Annotated in this window: 11 protein-coding genes and 1 pseudogene; 9 read left to right on the top strand and 3 right to left on the bottom strand. The window is 66.3% G+C overall.

All coding sequences use genetic code 11. The features are described 5' to 3' along the window. Positions 1–59 precede the first annotated feature (59 nt). From ACJ7C5_RS19510 to ACJ7C5_RS19535, 6 genes and pseudogenes are all read left to right on the top strand, one after another. A protein-coding gene (locus ACJ7C5_RS19510) for an IS3 family transposase (protein ID WP_088026290.1) occupies positions 60–1411 on the top strand; the annotation gives its coding sequence in 2 pieces (ribosomal slippage) (positions 60–507 and positions 507–1411; 1353 coding nt in all). A gap of 191 nt (positions 1412–1602) precedes the next feature. After that, on the top strand, positions 1603–3252 hold the full coding sequence (locus tag ACJ7C5_RS19515) for a M28 family metallopeptidase (RefSeq protein ID WP_088023866.1): 1650 nt from the start codon (positions 1603–1605) through the stop codon (positions 3250–3252). Positions 3253–3537: 285 nt separating this feature from the next. Then, on the top strand, positions 3538–4797 hold the full coding sequence (locus ACJ7C5_RS19520; protein ID WP_094000548.1) for a sensor histidine kinase: 1260 nt from the start codon (positions 3538–3540) through the stop codon (positions 4795–4797). Continuing rightward, positions 4787–5113: pseudogene (locus tag ACJ7C5_RS19525) on the top strand (LytR/AlgR family response regulator transcription factor); the annotation flags it as partial. The gene ACJ7C5_RS19520 and the pseudogene ACJ7C5_RS19525, both read left to right, overlap by 11 nt. 168 nt (positions 5114–5281) lie before the next feature. Beyond that, the gene (locus tag ACJ7C5_RS19530) at positions 5282–5557 is read left to right on the top strand and encodes a LytTR family DNA-binding domain-containing protein (RefSeq protein ID WP_412704865.1); all 276 of its coding nucleotides are present in this window, start codon (positions 5282–5284) and stop codon (positions 5555–5557) included. A gap of 18 nt (positions 5558–5575) precedes the next feature. After that, the gene (locus ACJ7C5_RS19535; RefSeq protein ID WP_412704835.1) at positions 5576–5920 is read left to right on the top strand and encodes a hypothetical protein; all 345 of its coding nucleotides are present in this window, start codon (positions 5576–5578) and stop codon (positions 5918–5920) included. A 39-nt stretch (positions 5921–5959) separates the two neighbouring features. On the opposite strand, the gene ACJ7C5_RS19540 is transcribed toward ACJ7C5_RS19535, so the two are convergent. Continuing rightward, positions 5960–6574: a hypothetical protein gene (locus tag ACJ7C5_RS19540; RefSeq protein ID WP_088023876.1), complete on the bottom strand. Its 615-nt coding sequence runs from the start codon at positions 6572–6574 to the stop codon at positions 5960–5962. A 309-nt stretch (positions 6575–6883) separates the two neighbouring features. Between ACJ7C5_RS19540 and ACJ7C5_RS19545 the strand changes: the two genes are divergently transcribed. After that, the gene (locus ACJ7C5_RS19545; RefSeq protein ID WP_412704836.1) at positions 6884–7813 is read left to right on the top strand and encodes an oxygenase MpaB family protein; all 930 of its coding nucleotides are present in this window, start codon (positions 6884–6886) and stop codon (positions 7811–7813) included. A gap of 230 nt (positions 7814–8043) precedes the next feature. Here the strand turns inward: ACJ7C5_RS19545 and ACJ7C5_RS19550 are convergent, their stop codons facing one another. After that, positions 8044–8631 (bottom strand): TetR/AcrR family transcriptional regulator, encoded by a 588-nt coding sequence (locus ACJ7C5_RS19550; RefSeq protein WP_412704837.1) that lies wholly within the window; start codon positions 8629–8631, stop codon positions 8044–8046. A 133-nt stretch (positions 8632–8764) separates the two neighbouring features. Here ACJ7C5_RS19550 and ACJ7C5_RS19555 point away from each other — a divergent pair, with 133 nt between their 5' ends. Continuing rightward, entirely contained in the window at positions 8765–9979 is a 1215-nt protein-coding gene (locus tag ACJ7C5_RS19555) for an MFS transporter (protein WP_412704838.1), read from the top strand. After that, positions 9976–11148 (top strand): MFS transporter, encoded by a 1173-nt coding sequence (locus ACJ7C5_RS19560; RefSeq protein WP_412704839.1) that lies wholly within the window; start codon positions 9976–9978, stop codon positions 11146–11148. Before ACJ7C5_RS19555 ends, ACJ7C5_RS19560 begins: the two co-directional genes overlap by 4 nt. Positions 11149–11393: 245 nt before the next feature. On the opposite strand, the gene ACJ7C5_RS19565 is transcribed toward ACJ7C5_RS19560, so the two are convergent. Further along, a complete protein-coding gene (locus tag ACJ7C5_RS19565; protein ID WP_412704840.1) occupies positions 11394–13505 on the bottom strand; it encodes a M13 family metallopeptidase in 2112 nt (703 codons plus the stop codon). Between the last annotated feature and the right edge of the window lie 162 nt (positions 13506–13667).

Below are 13667 nucleotides of genomic sequence, written 5' to 3' on the forward strand. Positions count from 1 at the left end.
AGCCCCCAGGGTGAAGTGCCCCCCGGGAGTTGGACGCCAGATCCAACCCCGAGGGATACATGAACAAATACGACGCGCGTTTCAAACTGCAGGTCGCCAAAGAGGCCTGCAAGACCTCCACATCGGTCAAAGCCATTGCCCGTCGCCACGGCTTGGAGTTCTCCACGGTCAGGCGCTGGGTAGCGACCTATCGGCTGCACGGTTGGCGTGGGTTTCGCCGCCAGCCCCGGTCCTATGACCTCGCCTTCAAGCTGGCGGTCCTGGAGAAGATGAGCCGGGACGGCCTGTCCGGGCGGGAGGCCACCACCTACTTCCAGATTGGCGATGCCGGCGCAGTCGGGCAGTGGCGGCGCCTGTATGCTCAGGGTGGTGCCCAAGCGTTGGCACCGCCCCTGCCGCCGCCCCGAAAGCCGATGAAAAAGACCCGTTCGTCCAAGCCGCCTGAGGATATGAGCCGCGATGAGCTGCTCAAGGAAGTCGCCTATCTGCGTGCGGAGACCGACTACCTAAAAAAACTCGATGCCTTGATCCGGGAAGAGCAGGCGGCGCAGGACGCAAAGCGCAAGCCATCCAAGGATTGAGGCAGGTTCATACGTTGTCGCTTCTGCTCGAAGCGGCAGAGCTGTCACGCAGTACGTTCTATTACCAGAACCATGTCCTGGCCCATCCGGATCAGGATGAGGCAGCCCTGTGCGAGCGCATCCGTGCAATCTACGATCAAAGCCAAGGGCGTTATGGCTATCGCACGGTGACGCTGGAATTGGCCAACCAGGGCCATCGGACCAATCACAAGCGGGTACAGCGCCTGATGGGGAAGATGGGCCTGAAATCACGGGTACGCGTGAAGCGCTACCGGTCCTTCAAGGGGGCCGCCAATGTTGTGGTTGGCAATGAGCTCAATCGCCAGTTCCATGCCCAGCGGCCCAACCAGAAGTGGGTGACTGACGTGACCGAGTTCAAGGTGCAAGGCATGAAGCTATACCTGTCGCCGATCATGGACCTCTACAACGGCGAAATCGTGGCTTATCAGATCAAGCGCCAGCCCGTGTTCGATCTGGTAGGCCAGATGCTGGACGAAGCCATCAGCAAGCTTTCTCCGGATGAGCGCCCCATGATCCACTCCGACCAGGGCTGGCAGTACCAGCATGAAAACTACCGGCACATGCTGGAAAAGCACTCGTTGAAGCAAAGCATGTCCCGGCGTGGCAACTGCTTGGACAATGCGGCGATGGAGAGCTTCTTTGGGACGCTGAAGTCGGAGTTCTTCTACCTGAACAGCTTTGACAGCATCGAGAGTCTGGAGGCCGGGCTGGTGGAATACATCCAGTACTACAACGAAGAGCGCATCAAACTGAAACTGAAAGGCCTGAGCCCGGTACAGTACCGGGAGCAGGCCCAATCGGCCGCCTGAAACCGTCCAAGTCTCGGGGGTCACTTCAAGGAAGGGTTTACGGCGTCCCCCGCAACCGGACCCACCCCGCCTACCCTCAGGAAGCCAGCTCCCGCTGTTGCTTCGGCTGTTGCCGTTGTTTCGGCGGGTGCAGGGCGCAGCCCTGCCGAATCCCATTACACTCCAGAAGGATTTCCCTGCTGGAGAGAGCAATGAAACGAGTGGTACTGGGCGTGCTGGCCCTGTCGGTGTCGAGCGCACTGATGGCGGCCACCCCGAAATTCGATGGCGCGCGGATCTCCGCCGACGTCAAGGAACTGGCCTCCGACGCCTATGAAGGCCGCTCGCCGGCCACCGCCGGCGAAGAGAAGACCATCGCCTATCTCAGCAAGCAGTTTGCCGACGCTGGCCTGCAGCCCGGCGGCGACCTCAAGGACGGCAAGCGCCTGTGGACCCAGGCCGTGCCGCTGCGCAAGGGCGACATCGTCGGCGCACCGCAGCTGGCGCTGCACCAGGGCGGCAAGACGGTTGCGCTGGAGCAGGGCAAGCAGATTGCCGTGCGTGCCGCCATGAACGGCGCCAGCAACGTCGACATCAGCAAGGCCCCGCTGGTGTTCCTCGGCTACGGCGTGAAGGCCCCGGAGCGCAACTGGGACGACTTCAAGGGCGTGGACCTGAAGGGCAAGATCGCCGTCGTGCTGATCAACGACCCGGACTTCGAAACCGGCCAGGGTGATTTCGACGGCAAGGGCATGACCTACTACGGCCGTTGGACCTACAAGTACGAGGAAGGCGCCCGCCAGGGTGCGCTGGGCGTGCTGATCGTGCACGAGACCGCACCGGCGTCATACGGCTGGGCCACCGTGGCCGGTTCCAATACCAACACCATGTTCGACGTGGTGCGCGACAACCCTGCCGACAGCCACCCGTTGCTGGAAGGCTGGATCCAGCGTGACCTGGCGGTGGAGCTGTTCCGCTCGGCCGGGCAGGACTTCGAAGCGCTGAAGAAGAAGGCGCAGCAGCGCGACTTCACCCCGGTGCCGCTGACCGGCGCCAGCCTGGACGCGAAGTACGCGGTGAAGACCGAAGTGATCACCTCGCACAACGTGGCCGCGCGCCTGGAAGGCAGCCGCCACCCGGACGAGACGATCATCTACAGCGCGCACTGGGACCACATCGGCGTGGGTGAACCGGACGCGCGCGGCGACCGCATCTTCAACGGCGCACTGGACAATGCCAGCGGTACCGCCTCGCTGATCGAGCTGGCGCGCGGCTTCGCCAAGGAAAAACGCCCGCAGCGCTCGGTGGTGTTCCTGGCAGTCACTGCCGAGGAAAAGGGCCTGCTGGGTTCGGAGTACTACGCCACCCATCCGTTGTACCCGCTGGAAAAGACCGTGGCGGTGATCAACATGGACGGCATGGCGCCGTTCGGCCCGTCGCGTGACTTCGGCATCTACGGTGCGGCGCGCTTCGAGCTGCTGGATCAGCTGAAGGACGTGGCCAAGGGCTGGGATATCCGCTACACGCCAGACCCGAAGCCGGAAGCCGGCCTGTTCTTCCGCTCCGATCACTTCCCGTTCGCCAAGCGTGGCGTGCCGGCGCTGTCCTGGTCGGCCGGCCAGGACTGGGTGGACGGTGGCGTGGCCGCAGGCAAGAAGGCGTCCGAGGACTACACCGCCAAGCGCTACCACCAGCAGGGCGACGAGTGGCAGCCGGATTGGGTGTTCGCCGGTGCCGCCCGTGACCTGGAAGTGCTGTACACGCTGGGCAACCAGCTGGCCAACTCGCGCAGCTGGCCGAACTGGAGCAAGGACGAGTCGTTCCGCGCCGTGCGTGACGCCAGCGCCGACCAGCGCAAATAGCGGCGTTCGGTAGTGCCGGCCGCTGGCCGGCAACGGCACTCGGTCCGGGCAACCGTCCCCTGAGTCAGGGGGCGGCGCCATAGGCGCGGGGGTGTGGGTGCTGGTGAGATGGGGCCCACGGCTTGCGCAGGCGAGCCGTGGGAGCGCCAGCGCGAATGCGCAGGCGCGTTCCCGGCGTTTCCATAACGGCTTCCGTCCCCGCTTTCCCGGCCTTCGTCGCAACCCGCTTGTTTGCCCGGCGGGCCGCCCTATGCTCGGCTCACCCCCTTCCACCAAGGCGCCGCCGTGATCGCCAGCCTCTCCCTCATCCTCCGTCACCTGCTGGCCTGGGCCGCGGCACTGTTCGTGGCCGGCATGGTCTGGAGCGGCATTTTCAGCGGCATGAACGACGGCCCCGGATGGGTGTTCGGGCTGCTGGTGATGTTCCTGATGATCTCGGCGCTGGGCAGTGCGGTGACCCATGTGCGCCGGGTCTGGCTGGTGGCCGGCCGCCTCGATGGCGCCACCCTGTCCGGGCGCCAGCGCCGGCAGATCGAACTGCCGATGGATGCCGGCCACGCCTTCGCGGTGGTCGAGGCGGCGGTGGGCGAGCTGCCGCGGGTGGAGGAGGTGGAAAGCTCGGCCGGCAGCCTGCAGGTGCGCGCCTATGTTCGCCGGGTCGATCTCTGGAACGGCCGCCAGCCGTCGCGCTGGAACCTGCCGGCGCGGCTGGCGATCAAGCGCAACAGCGTGCTGGCCACGGTCACGCCGGGGCAGGGCACCAGCACCGTCACCCTGCTGTTCGAACCCGATGCTGGCTGGTGGGCCGACCTGCTGGCGCTGGACGAAGGCAGCAACTTCGAGAACGCCGAAGCGGTCACCCGTGCGATCAGCCGCCGCGTGGCCGACCAGCGCCGTGACGAGCAGGCCGCAGCCGAACAGACCCAGGTGGAAAAGGAGCTGTCGGTGGCGCGCTTGAACCTGCTGCATGCGCAGGTGGAACCGCACTTCCTGTACAACACGCTGGCCAACGCGCAGGTACTGACCCGCACCGACCCGGCGCGTGCCGAGCAGATGCTCGGCCACCTGATCCAGTACCTGCGCAGCTCGTTGCCGCAGGTGGACGAATCGGTATCCACGCTGGGCGTGGAGCTGGAGCGCACCCGCGCCTACCTGGAGATTCTGCGCATCCGCATGGGCGCGCGGCTGGCGGTGGAAGTGCAGGTGCCCAACGAACTGCACGGCGTGCACCTGCCGGCGATGGCGCTGCAGACGCTGGTGGAAAACGCGATCAAGCATGGCCTGGAACCCAAGCCCGGCGGTGGCACGATCTGGATCCTGGCGCGTGGCTTCGATGACCATGTGACCGTGACCGTGGCCGACGATGGCCTCGGCTTCGGCCAGGGCACCAGTGGCACCGGCATCGGCCTGAAAAATCTGCGCGAGCGCCTGCGCCTGACCTGCGGCGAGCAGGCCGGTGTGGCGATCGTGGCCAACTTCCCCAGCGGCGTGGCCGCGACCATGACCCTGCCGCAGTCGAACAAGGAGCGCAGCCATGCCGCTTGAAGCGCTGATTGCTGAAGACGAAGAACTGCTGCGGCAATCACTGGTGGAACAGCTGGGCCGGCTGTGGCCGGACCTGAGGCTGGTGGCCGAGTGCGAGGATGGTGCCAGTGCGCTGGAACAGCTGGCCGAGAAACAGCCGGACATTGCCTTCCTCGACATCCGCATGCCTGGCATCAGTGGTATCGAGGTGGCGCGCTCGCTGTCCGAGCTGAGTCCGCGTACCCAGGTGGTGTTCGTCACCGCCTACGACCAGTACGCCATCGACGCGTTCGAGCAGGGCGCGATGGATTACCTGCTGAAGCCGGTCAGCGACGAGCGCCTGCTGGCCACGCGCGAACGCATCCTCTCGCGGCTGCCATCAACGCGCCAGGACGATGCCGTACTCGAACGCCTGCTGCAGCGGTTGGGCCCATCGCAGGGCGCTGCCGAGCGCCCGCCCTTGGCCTGGATCACCGCCAGCAACGGCCGCGAGACGCAGCTGATCATGCTGGAGGACGTGGCCTACTTCCGGGCCGACAACAAGTACACCACCGTGGTGACCGCGGCCGGTGAGAGCCTGTTGCGCACGCCGTTGCGCGAACTGCTGGAAGTGCTTGATCCGCAGCACTTCCGCCAGATCCACCGCTCGACCATCGTCAACATGAAGGCGGTGGCGGCGGTCAGCCGCGACGATACCGGCCGCGGTGTACTGCGGTTGCGGGGGCGTGCCGAGACACTGGTGGTCAGCCAACCGTTCATGAGCCTGTTCCGCGGCATGTAGCCGCATCCTGGAGGCACCATGCGCCTGTTCCTGCTTGCCTGCATCGCTGCGCTGTCATTGGCCGGCTGCGATATGTCCAGCAATACCTCGATCACCCGCACCCGTGCCAATGGCGTGGATACGCTGTACAGCAAGGGCACCGTGGCCGATGGCGAGGCGCGGTTCCAGTGCATTGCCAGCAGCAGTGGCCACTGCCACTACCTGGTGCTGGACCCTGCCTGCAGTACCGATGCGGCGTGCGCAAAGCCACCGCTGCGCCGGTTCGCAGTGGCGGTGGGACAAACCGAGGCGATGCGCGACCTGCCCAAGGGCTTCCGCCAGTGCGTCAGCCAGGACCCTATAGAACAATGCCACCGTGAGTGATCACGGTGGCATTGTGGGTCCCCCCGCTTCCCTGAAGGGTCAGTAGGCAGGCTGCAGTGTCAGGTCATGGTGGTGTTCGTTCTCGCCGACATGGTTGAGGCGACCGACCAGTTCGGAGTGCTGCTTCATGCGCCCGATCTCGGTCATGATGCGGATGTCCTCATGGCGCAGTTCGCGCCGGGCGGTGACCGCCTGCTTGTAGTCCAGCACTTCCGGATAGTGCTCGGCCAGCTCCAGCGCCTCGGCCACGTGCTCGACGCTGTCGGCCTTGGAACTGATGCGGGCGCGGCTGTTGAAGGCCTTCATCCAGCGCTCGAAACCAGCGGTGCGGTCGAACATGTTGGCCATGAACCAGATCACGAACAGGATCGAGATCCATGAGCCGAACACCACCACCACACGGGTGAAAGTGATGTGGTAATCGTCGCGCCACAGGTAGTTGGTGATCAGGCCGAGGATCAGCAGTGACGCTGCCTGCCAGCCGACGATCGAGGCGATCAGCCACTGGCACTTGGCCTGGGCCAGCACAGCCACTTCATCGCGGATCTGCTGCTCACTCAGATTGCGCCAGTGCGCGACCTGTTTGTCGAACGGGCTGCTGTAGAGCTCGTTGTCGCGAAGCAGTAGTCCCAAACCCTTGAACAAAGCAATCATGGCTGGCTCCCTGTGGAACGTGCGTCGATCAGCATTGGACGGTGTGGCGGGTTCAGTTCTAGCACTTCCAGCGAGCCGTGCAATGGGCGGAATGCCTAGCGGCGTAAGGGTTTTGTCTGAATGGGTGAATGTTGTTGCGTTGCAGCATCATTGTCGCAGCCTGCGACAGGATGTCGCAGGGTGAAACGTGCTGCGGGCGCACATGAAACCGGAGCTGAGCGCGGAGACTCGCCGTCGGCGTCGTGATCGACCAGAATCGGGGCCGACCGCGCAACGCGTGGCCGTTCTTCCGCCTTTCCTGGACCTGTGATGCCGGCTTTGCTGCAGCGACTCTCCCGCCCCGTGACCGCGCCGATCCGGCGCTGGGTCCTGGAGGCCTTCCCGCGTGGCCAGAGCGGCATCGATTACGACCACCCGCTGGGTGACCCGGGCTGGTTTGGCCCGGACAGCGTCACCTGGCGACTGCATGCGGAATTCCCGTCGATGCTGGCCGGTGGCCTGTGCGCACTGATGCTGCAGACCCTGCACCCGCGCGCACTGGCCGGGGTCTACGACCATTCCAACTTCCGGCAGGACCTGGTGGGCCGCCTGCGCCGCACCACCGCTTTTGTTGCAGGCACCAGTTATGCGCCTGGCAGCGAAGTGGAGACGCTGGTGGCGAAGGTACGCCGCATCCATGCGCAGATCCGCGGCCAGACCGCGCAGGGCGAGACCTATGCTGCCGATGATCCGCAACTGCTGACCTGGGTGCATGTGACCGAAGCCTTCGGTTTCCTGCAGGGCTTCCGTCGTTACGGACGCGAGGTGCCGGAGCACATCGCCGATCGTTACTACGACGAATACCGTTGCGTTGCCGAGGCACTGGGCGCGGTGGATGTGCCGCGCAGTGAGGCGGAAGTGGCGGCGTACTTCTGCGCGCGGCAGCCTGAGCTGCGCGTGGACGAACGCTCGCGTGAGGTGCTGGAGGTGTTGTCCGGCGTGCGCCTGCCGGTACCGGTGCCGGGGCTGTCGCGCGAAGTGTTCCTCGGCGCCGGTGCGGCGCTGCTGCCGGATTGGGCCGAGGGCATGCTGGAACGCAATGCACGCCAGCGTGCGCAGGCGGCGGCGTCGGCGAAGCTGATGCAGGGCATGGCGCCGCTGTTCCGCCGCGCACTGCCTGATGGCCTCGCCAGCCGCGCCTGCATGCGCATGGGCGTGCCGGTGGAAGTCCTGCGCGAGTGGCCCGAACTGCTCCGGTAGGTGCCAACCTTGGTTGGCACGCGTTTCGCGATAAAGCTTCATCCACGCATGGCGTGGATCTACTGACACCATGATTCTGGTGGGTGCCAACCTTGGTTGGCACGCGTTTCGCGATAAAGCTTCATCCACGCATGGCGTGGATCTACTGACACCATGATTCTGGTGGGTGCCAACCTTGGTTGGCATGCGTTGCGCGATAACGCTTCATCCACGCCGTGCGTGGACGCGCTTCACCCGGTCGACTTCAACCCACGCAACAGCATCTCCAGCGCCGCCGTCGCCTGCCGCAGGCGCGCGTCGCCATCCTCGCCCTCGGCGATCCAGAACGCGGCCTCGGCCAGGCTGCCGTAGATCAGCGACGCCAGCGCCTGCGCATCCACCGCTGCCATCACGCCCTGCGCGATCAACTGTTCGATCAGGTGCTGCATCGAGTGCACGCAGTGCCGCTGCGATTCCGGTGAGGCGCCACCCAGTACTGCGCGCGCATCGCGCAGCACGATGCGCTGGATTTCCGGCTCCAGTGCCATCTCCAGATAGGCGCGGCAACGCTGCACGAAGCCGTCCCAGGCATCATCCGCGCCATCGCTGATCGCCTGCAGACGCAGGTCGGTCTCGGCATCGAGCTGGGCGACGACAGCCGCCAGCAGACCCTTCTTGTCGCCGAAGTGGTGGTACAGCGCGCCGCGGGTCAGCCCGGCCTGGGCGGTCAGGTCGTCCATCGAGGTGGCGGCATAGCCATGCGCGCTGAACACCCGGCGGGCGGTGGCCAGCAGGGTGGCGCGGGTTTCTTCCATCTCGGCGCGGGTGCGACGAACCATCCGGAGCTCCTTACATACACAGTGCATGATTATTTACATACGGCGCGTATGAATGTAGCCTCTTATTCATACGTTCTGTATGTATTGTCGTGGCGCCGCGTGCGCCAGGCAAGTCGCTGCCCTGGAGAACCTGATGGCCACCCCCTATCGCGACCTGTTCGCGGCCCCCGGCACCGCCGGCCTCGCTCTGGCCGGGCTGCTGGCACGCCTGCCGTTGCCGATGACCGGTATCGGCATCATCACCCTGTTGTCGCAGCTGCGCGGCAGCTATGCATTGGCCGGTGCGGTGTCGGCCACCTTCGTGCTGACCTACGCGTTGCTGTCGCCGCAGGTGTCGCGTTGGGTCGACCGACGCGGGCAGGGCAGGGTGCTGCCGTGGGCTACGGCGGCCAGTGCGGCCGGGTTGCTGTTGCTGCTTGCGTGCACGCTGCTGGCCGCGCCGGACTGGACGCTGTTCATTGCGGCGATGCTGGCCGGTTGCATGCCCAGCGTGTCGGCGATGGTGCGCGCGCGCTGGACCGCGATCCATCGCGGACGCCCGCAGCTACAGACTGCGTATTCGCTGGAGACCGTGTTCGACGAGGTGACCTTCATCGCCGGGCCACCGTTGTCCGTCGGGTTGTCGGTAGCGGTATGGCCACAGGCCGGCGTGCTGGCTGCAGCCCTGCTGCTGGTGATCGGAGTGACCGCACTGGTCCTGCAGCGTGGCACCGAACCACCGCTGCAGCGCTGCGAAGGCGTAACACCCTCGCGCTCGCTGCTGCGGCAGCCGGAGATCCGCCTGCTGGCGTTGCTGATGCTGGCGATGGGTGTGATTGTCGGTACCGTCGACATCACCAGCGTGGCCTTCGCCGAACAGCGCGGGCAGCCACTGGCTGCCAGTTGGGTGCTGTCGGCCTATGCGCTGGGCAGCTGCGCGGCGGGCCTGCTGTTCGGTGCACTGAAGCTGCGGGCGCCGCTGCAGCGCCTGTTGCTGCTGGGCGCAGCGGCCACCGCGCTGACCACGCTGCCGCTGCTGTGGGTCGGCAGCCTGCCGGCGCTGGCCGTGGCGGTGCTGGTGGCCGGGTTGTTCTTCGCGCCGACGATGATCGTGGCGATGTCGCTGGTCGAACAGCGCGTGCCCGAATCGCGCCTGACCGAAGGCATGACCTGGTTGCTGGCCGGATTGAACATCGGTGTGGCGCTGGGTGCCGCGCTGTCCGGGCAGAGCGTCGATGCGGGGGGCGTGCGCAGCGGCTTTGTCGTTGCGCTGGTGGCAGGCGGTGGCGTGCTGCTGTTCGCCGTGCTCGCGCAACGTGCGCTGCGCCCGTCTGCTTCGACCACATCCCCTGAAGGAATCATCCCGTGAGCGCTTCATCGCCTGCGCATGCCGCACCTGTGCCCCGCCATCCGTGGTGGGCAGCCTCCGCCGTCGGCCTGGCCACCTTCTCGGTGGTCACCACCGAAATGCTGCCGGTGGGCCTGTTGACCCCGATCGCCGACGATCTCGGCGCCTCCACCGGTACCGCCGGCCTGATGATCTCCCTGCCGGCCCTGCTGGCGGCGCTGTTCGCGCCTTTGGTGGTGATCGCAGCCGGTGGCATCGATCGCCGGCGCATCCTGTGCGCGCTGCTTGCGCTTCTGCTGGTCGCCAACATCGCTTCGGCGCTGGCACCGGGCATCGGCTGGCTGCTGGCCGCGCGCGTACTGGTGGGGTTCTGCATGGGCGGCATCTGGGCCATCGCCGGCGGTCTGGCCGCGCGCCTGGTGCCGGCTCACCGCACCGGCATGGCCACCTCGATCATCTTCGGTGGGGTGGCCGCGGCATCGGTGCTGGGCGTGCCGTTGGGTGCGCTGATCGGCGATGCATTGGGCTGGCGCAGCGCGTTCGTGGCGATGGCGTTGTTCAGTACGGCGGTGATGCTGCTGCATCTGCGGGTGGTTCCCGCCTTGCCGGTCAGCGCATCGGTGCGGCCGCGGCAGTTCGCGCAGCAGCTTGGCCAGCGCGATCTGCGGCGTGGCCTGTGGCTGACCGTACTGCTGGTGTCCGGGCACTTCATCGCCTTCACCTACGTGCGGCCGCTGCTGACGTACGTATCGGGCGTGGATGCATCGTGGATCGGTGCACTGCTGTTTGGGTACGGGCTGGCTGGCATCGCCGGCAACTTCATCGCCGGGCCGCTGGCTGCGCGGCATCCACGTGGTACGGTGCTGGCCATCGCCTCGGGCCTGCTGCTGACGCCGCTGCTGTTCCTGTGGGTGGGAAACACACCGAGCGGTGGCATCGCGGTGCTGCTGCTGTGGGGCATGGCCTATGGCGGCGTATCGGTGGGTCTGATGAGCTGGATGATGAAGGCGGCACCGCAGGCCGTGGAGATCGCCACCGCGTTGTATGTGGGCGTGTTCAACATCGGTATCGCGCTCGGCGCGTGGGGCGGTGGCCGGCTGCTGGATGGCATGGGCCTGCATGCGAATCTGTGGGTTGCCGCGGTGTTGGCTGCGAGCGCTCTGCTGATGGTTGCCACCACCCGCCGGTAGATCCACGCCATGCGTGGATTCCTACCCCGTGCCGACCAAGGTCGGCACCCACCAGAGCCGAGGCATGTGCCGACCAAGGTCGACACCCACCAGAGCCGAGGCATGTGCCGACCAAGGTCGACACCCACCAGAGCTGGGCATTTGCCAACCAAGGTTGGCAGCTACCAGAGCGAGGCTTGTGCTGACCAGGGTTGGCAGCTACCGGGAAATGAAACGGGCGCCTTGCGGCGCCCGTTCCGGTTACATCACCACACCTTGACCCGCTTGTCCGGCGCCAGGTACAGCTTCTGGCCTTCCTTCACTTCGAACGCCGGGTACCAGGCGTCGATGTTGCGTACGGTCAGTGCGCGGAACTGGCCCGGTGCATGCACGTCGGTCAGCAGCGAATTGCGCAGGGCCTGCTCGCGGCTCTTGCTGCGCCACGCCTGGGCGAAGCCGAGGAAGAAGCGCTGGTCCGGGGTGAAGCCTTCCAGGGTCTGGCCCGGCTTGCCCTGCAGCGACAGCTGGTAGGCATCGTAGGCGGTGCCCAGGCCGGCCACGTCGGCGATGTTCTCGCCCAGGGTCAGCTTGCCGTTCACATGCACGCCCGGGAACGGCTCGTAGCTGCTGAACTGCGCGGCCAGCGCATCACCGGCCGCGTTGAACTGCTTCAGGTCCTCGGCGGTCCACCAGTTGTGCAGCTTGCCGGTTTCGTCGAACAGTGCGCCCGCGTTGTCGAAGCCGTGGCTGATCTCGTGGCCGATCACTGCGCCGATGGCGCCGTAGTTCACCGCGTCGTCGGCAGCACCGTCGAAGAACGGCGGCTGCAGGATCGCGGCCGGGAACACCAGGCGGTTTTCCAGCGGCACGTTCATCGCGTTGATGGTCTGCGGCAGCATCGCCCACTCGCTGTGGTCGACCGGCTTGCCCAGCTTGGCGATGTTGCGCTGGTACTCGAACAGTTCGGCGCGCTGTGCGTTGCCCAGTGCGTCATCGCGGCGGATCTCCAGACCGGCGTAGTCGCGCCACTTCTCCGGGTAGCCCATGCCCACGGTCAGGCCGGCCACCTTGGCCTTGGCATGCGCCTTGGTCTGCGGCGACATCCACGACAGCGCATCGATGCGCTTGGCGAAGGCGGCGATGATGTTCTTCGCCATCTCGTCCGCGCGCTCCTTGGTCTTCGCGTCGAAGTGCTTCTCGACATAGCGCTTGCCGATGGCTTCGCCGACCGCATGGTTGGCGTCATCCACGGCGCGCTTCCAGCGGTCGCTCTGCTGCGGCGTGCCGCTCAGCGCGGTGCCATGGAAGGCGAAGCGGGCATCGGCGAACTTCTTCGGCAGGTACGCGGCGGCGCGGTCCAGCGCGTGGAAGGCCAGGTAGTCCTTCCAGGCGTCCAGCGGCTCGGTGGCGACCAGCCTGGACAGGCCGGCCACGGCCTTGGGCTGCCACACGATGAAGTCCTGCTGCTTGCCCAGCGCGGCTGCATCGAGGAAGGCGTTCCAGTCCATGCCCGGCGCCTTGGCATTGAAATCGGCCTGGGTCCAGGGGTTGGCACCCTTGGTCACGTCGTTGGTTTCTTCCTGGGTGGCATGCGCCTGCGCGATCTTGGTCTCCAGCGCAAGGATGCGCTGTGCCTTGCCGGCCGGGTCGGCAACGCCGGCCAGCTGCAGCATCTGCGCGATGTAGGCCTGGTACTGCTTGCGCAGCTCGGCCATGCGGCCGCCGCCCAGGTAGAAGTCACGGTCCGGCATGCCCAGGCCACCCTGCACCAGGTAGGGCGCGGTGCGGTCCGGCTGCAGCATGTCCACCGACACCCACAGGCCGAACAGGCGGTCGGTGTAGAAATTGGTGGCGTTGAGCAGGTCGACGTCGGCACGCATTTCGCCACCGAGGGTGCGGGCCAGGCCGGCCTTGTCGGTGATGGCCTCGATGGCCTTCAGCTGCGGCTGCACCGGTGCGATGCCGTGCTGCTCGATGCCGGCCTCGTCCATGTAAGCAGCGTAGTAATCGCCGATCAGCTTGTCGTCACCGCTGGCCTGGGTGTTGCCGGCGGCGCCTTCGAGAATGGCGCGGGTGTCGGCCAGGGTCTTCTCGGCGATGACGTTGAAGCTGCCGAAGCGCGAGCGGTCGGCCGGGATCTCGGTGTTCTTGACCCAGGTGCCGTTGGCGAAACCGAAGAAGTCATCGCCGGCGGCAATGCTACGGTCCATGCCGCTGGCATCGAAGCCGAAGCTGCCCAGCATCGGCTTGGCCGCAGCGGGCGCGGCATCGGCCGGCGCGGCGGTGCCGGCCGCCGGTTCGGCCGGACGGTCGCAGGCGGCCAGGGACAGGCTGGCAACGATGGCCAGTGCCAGGGTGGGACGGCGCAGCTTGGACATGGACTTCTCTTGCAGCGGAAAACCCCAAGTCTAATCCGCTCCGGCCCGGCCCGCCGTCCCCTGGTGCCGCCTGTCCTGTGCAGGATCTGGCTGAACGCGCCGAAGCGATCTTCACGCCGTCACCGGCGTGGTGCATGCTGGCCCCAGGAGCCCTGCGCGGAC

The sequence above is a fragment of the Nocardiopsis yanglingensis genome, assembly GCF_045809185.1.
GTDB classification, from domain to species: domain Bacteria; phylum Pseudomonadota; class Gammaproteobacteria; order Xanthomonadales; family Xanthomonadaceae; genus Stenotrophomonas; species Stenotrophomonas yanglingensis.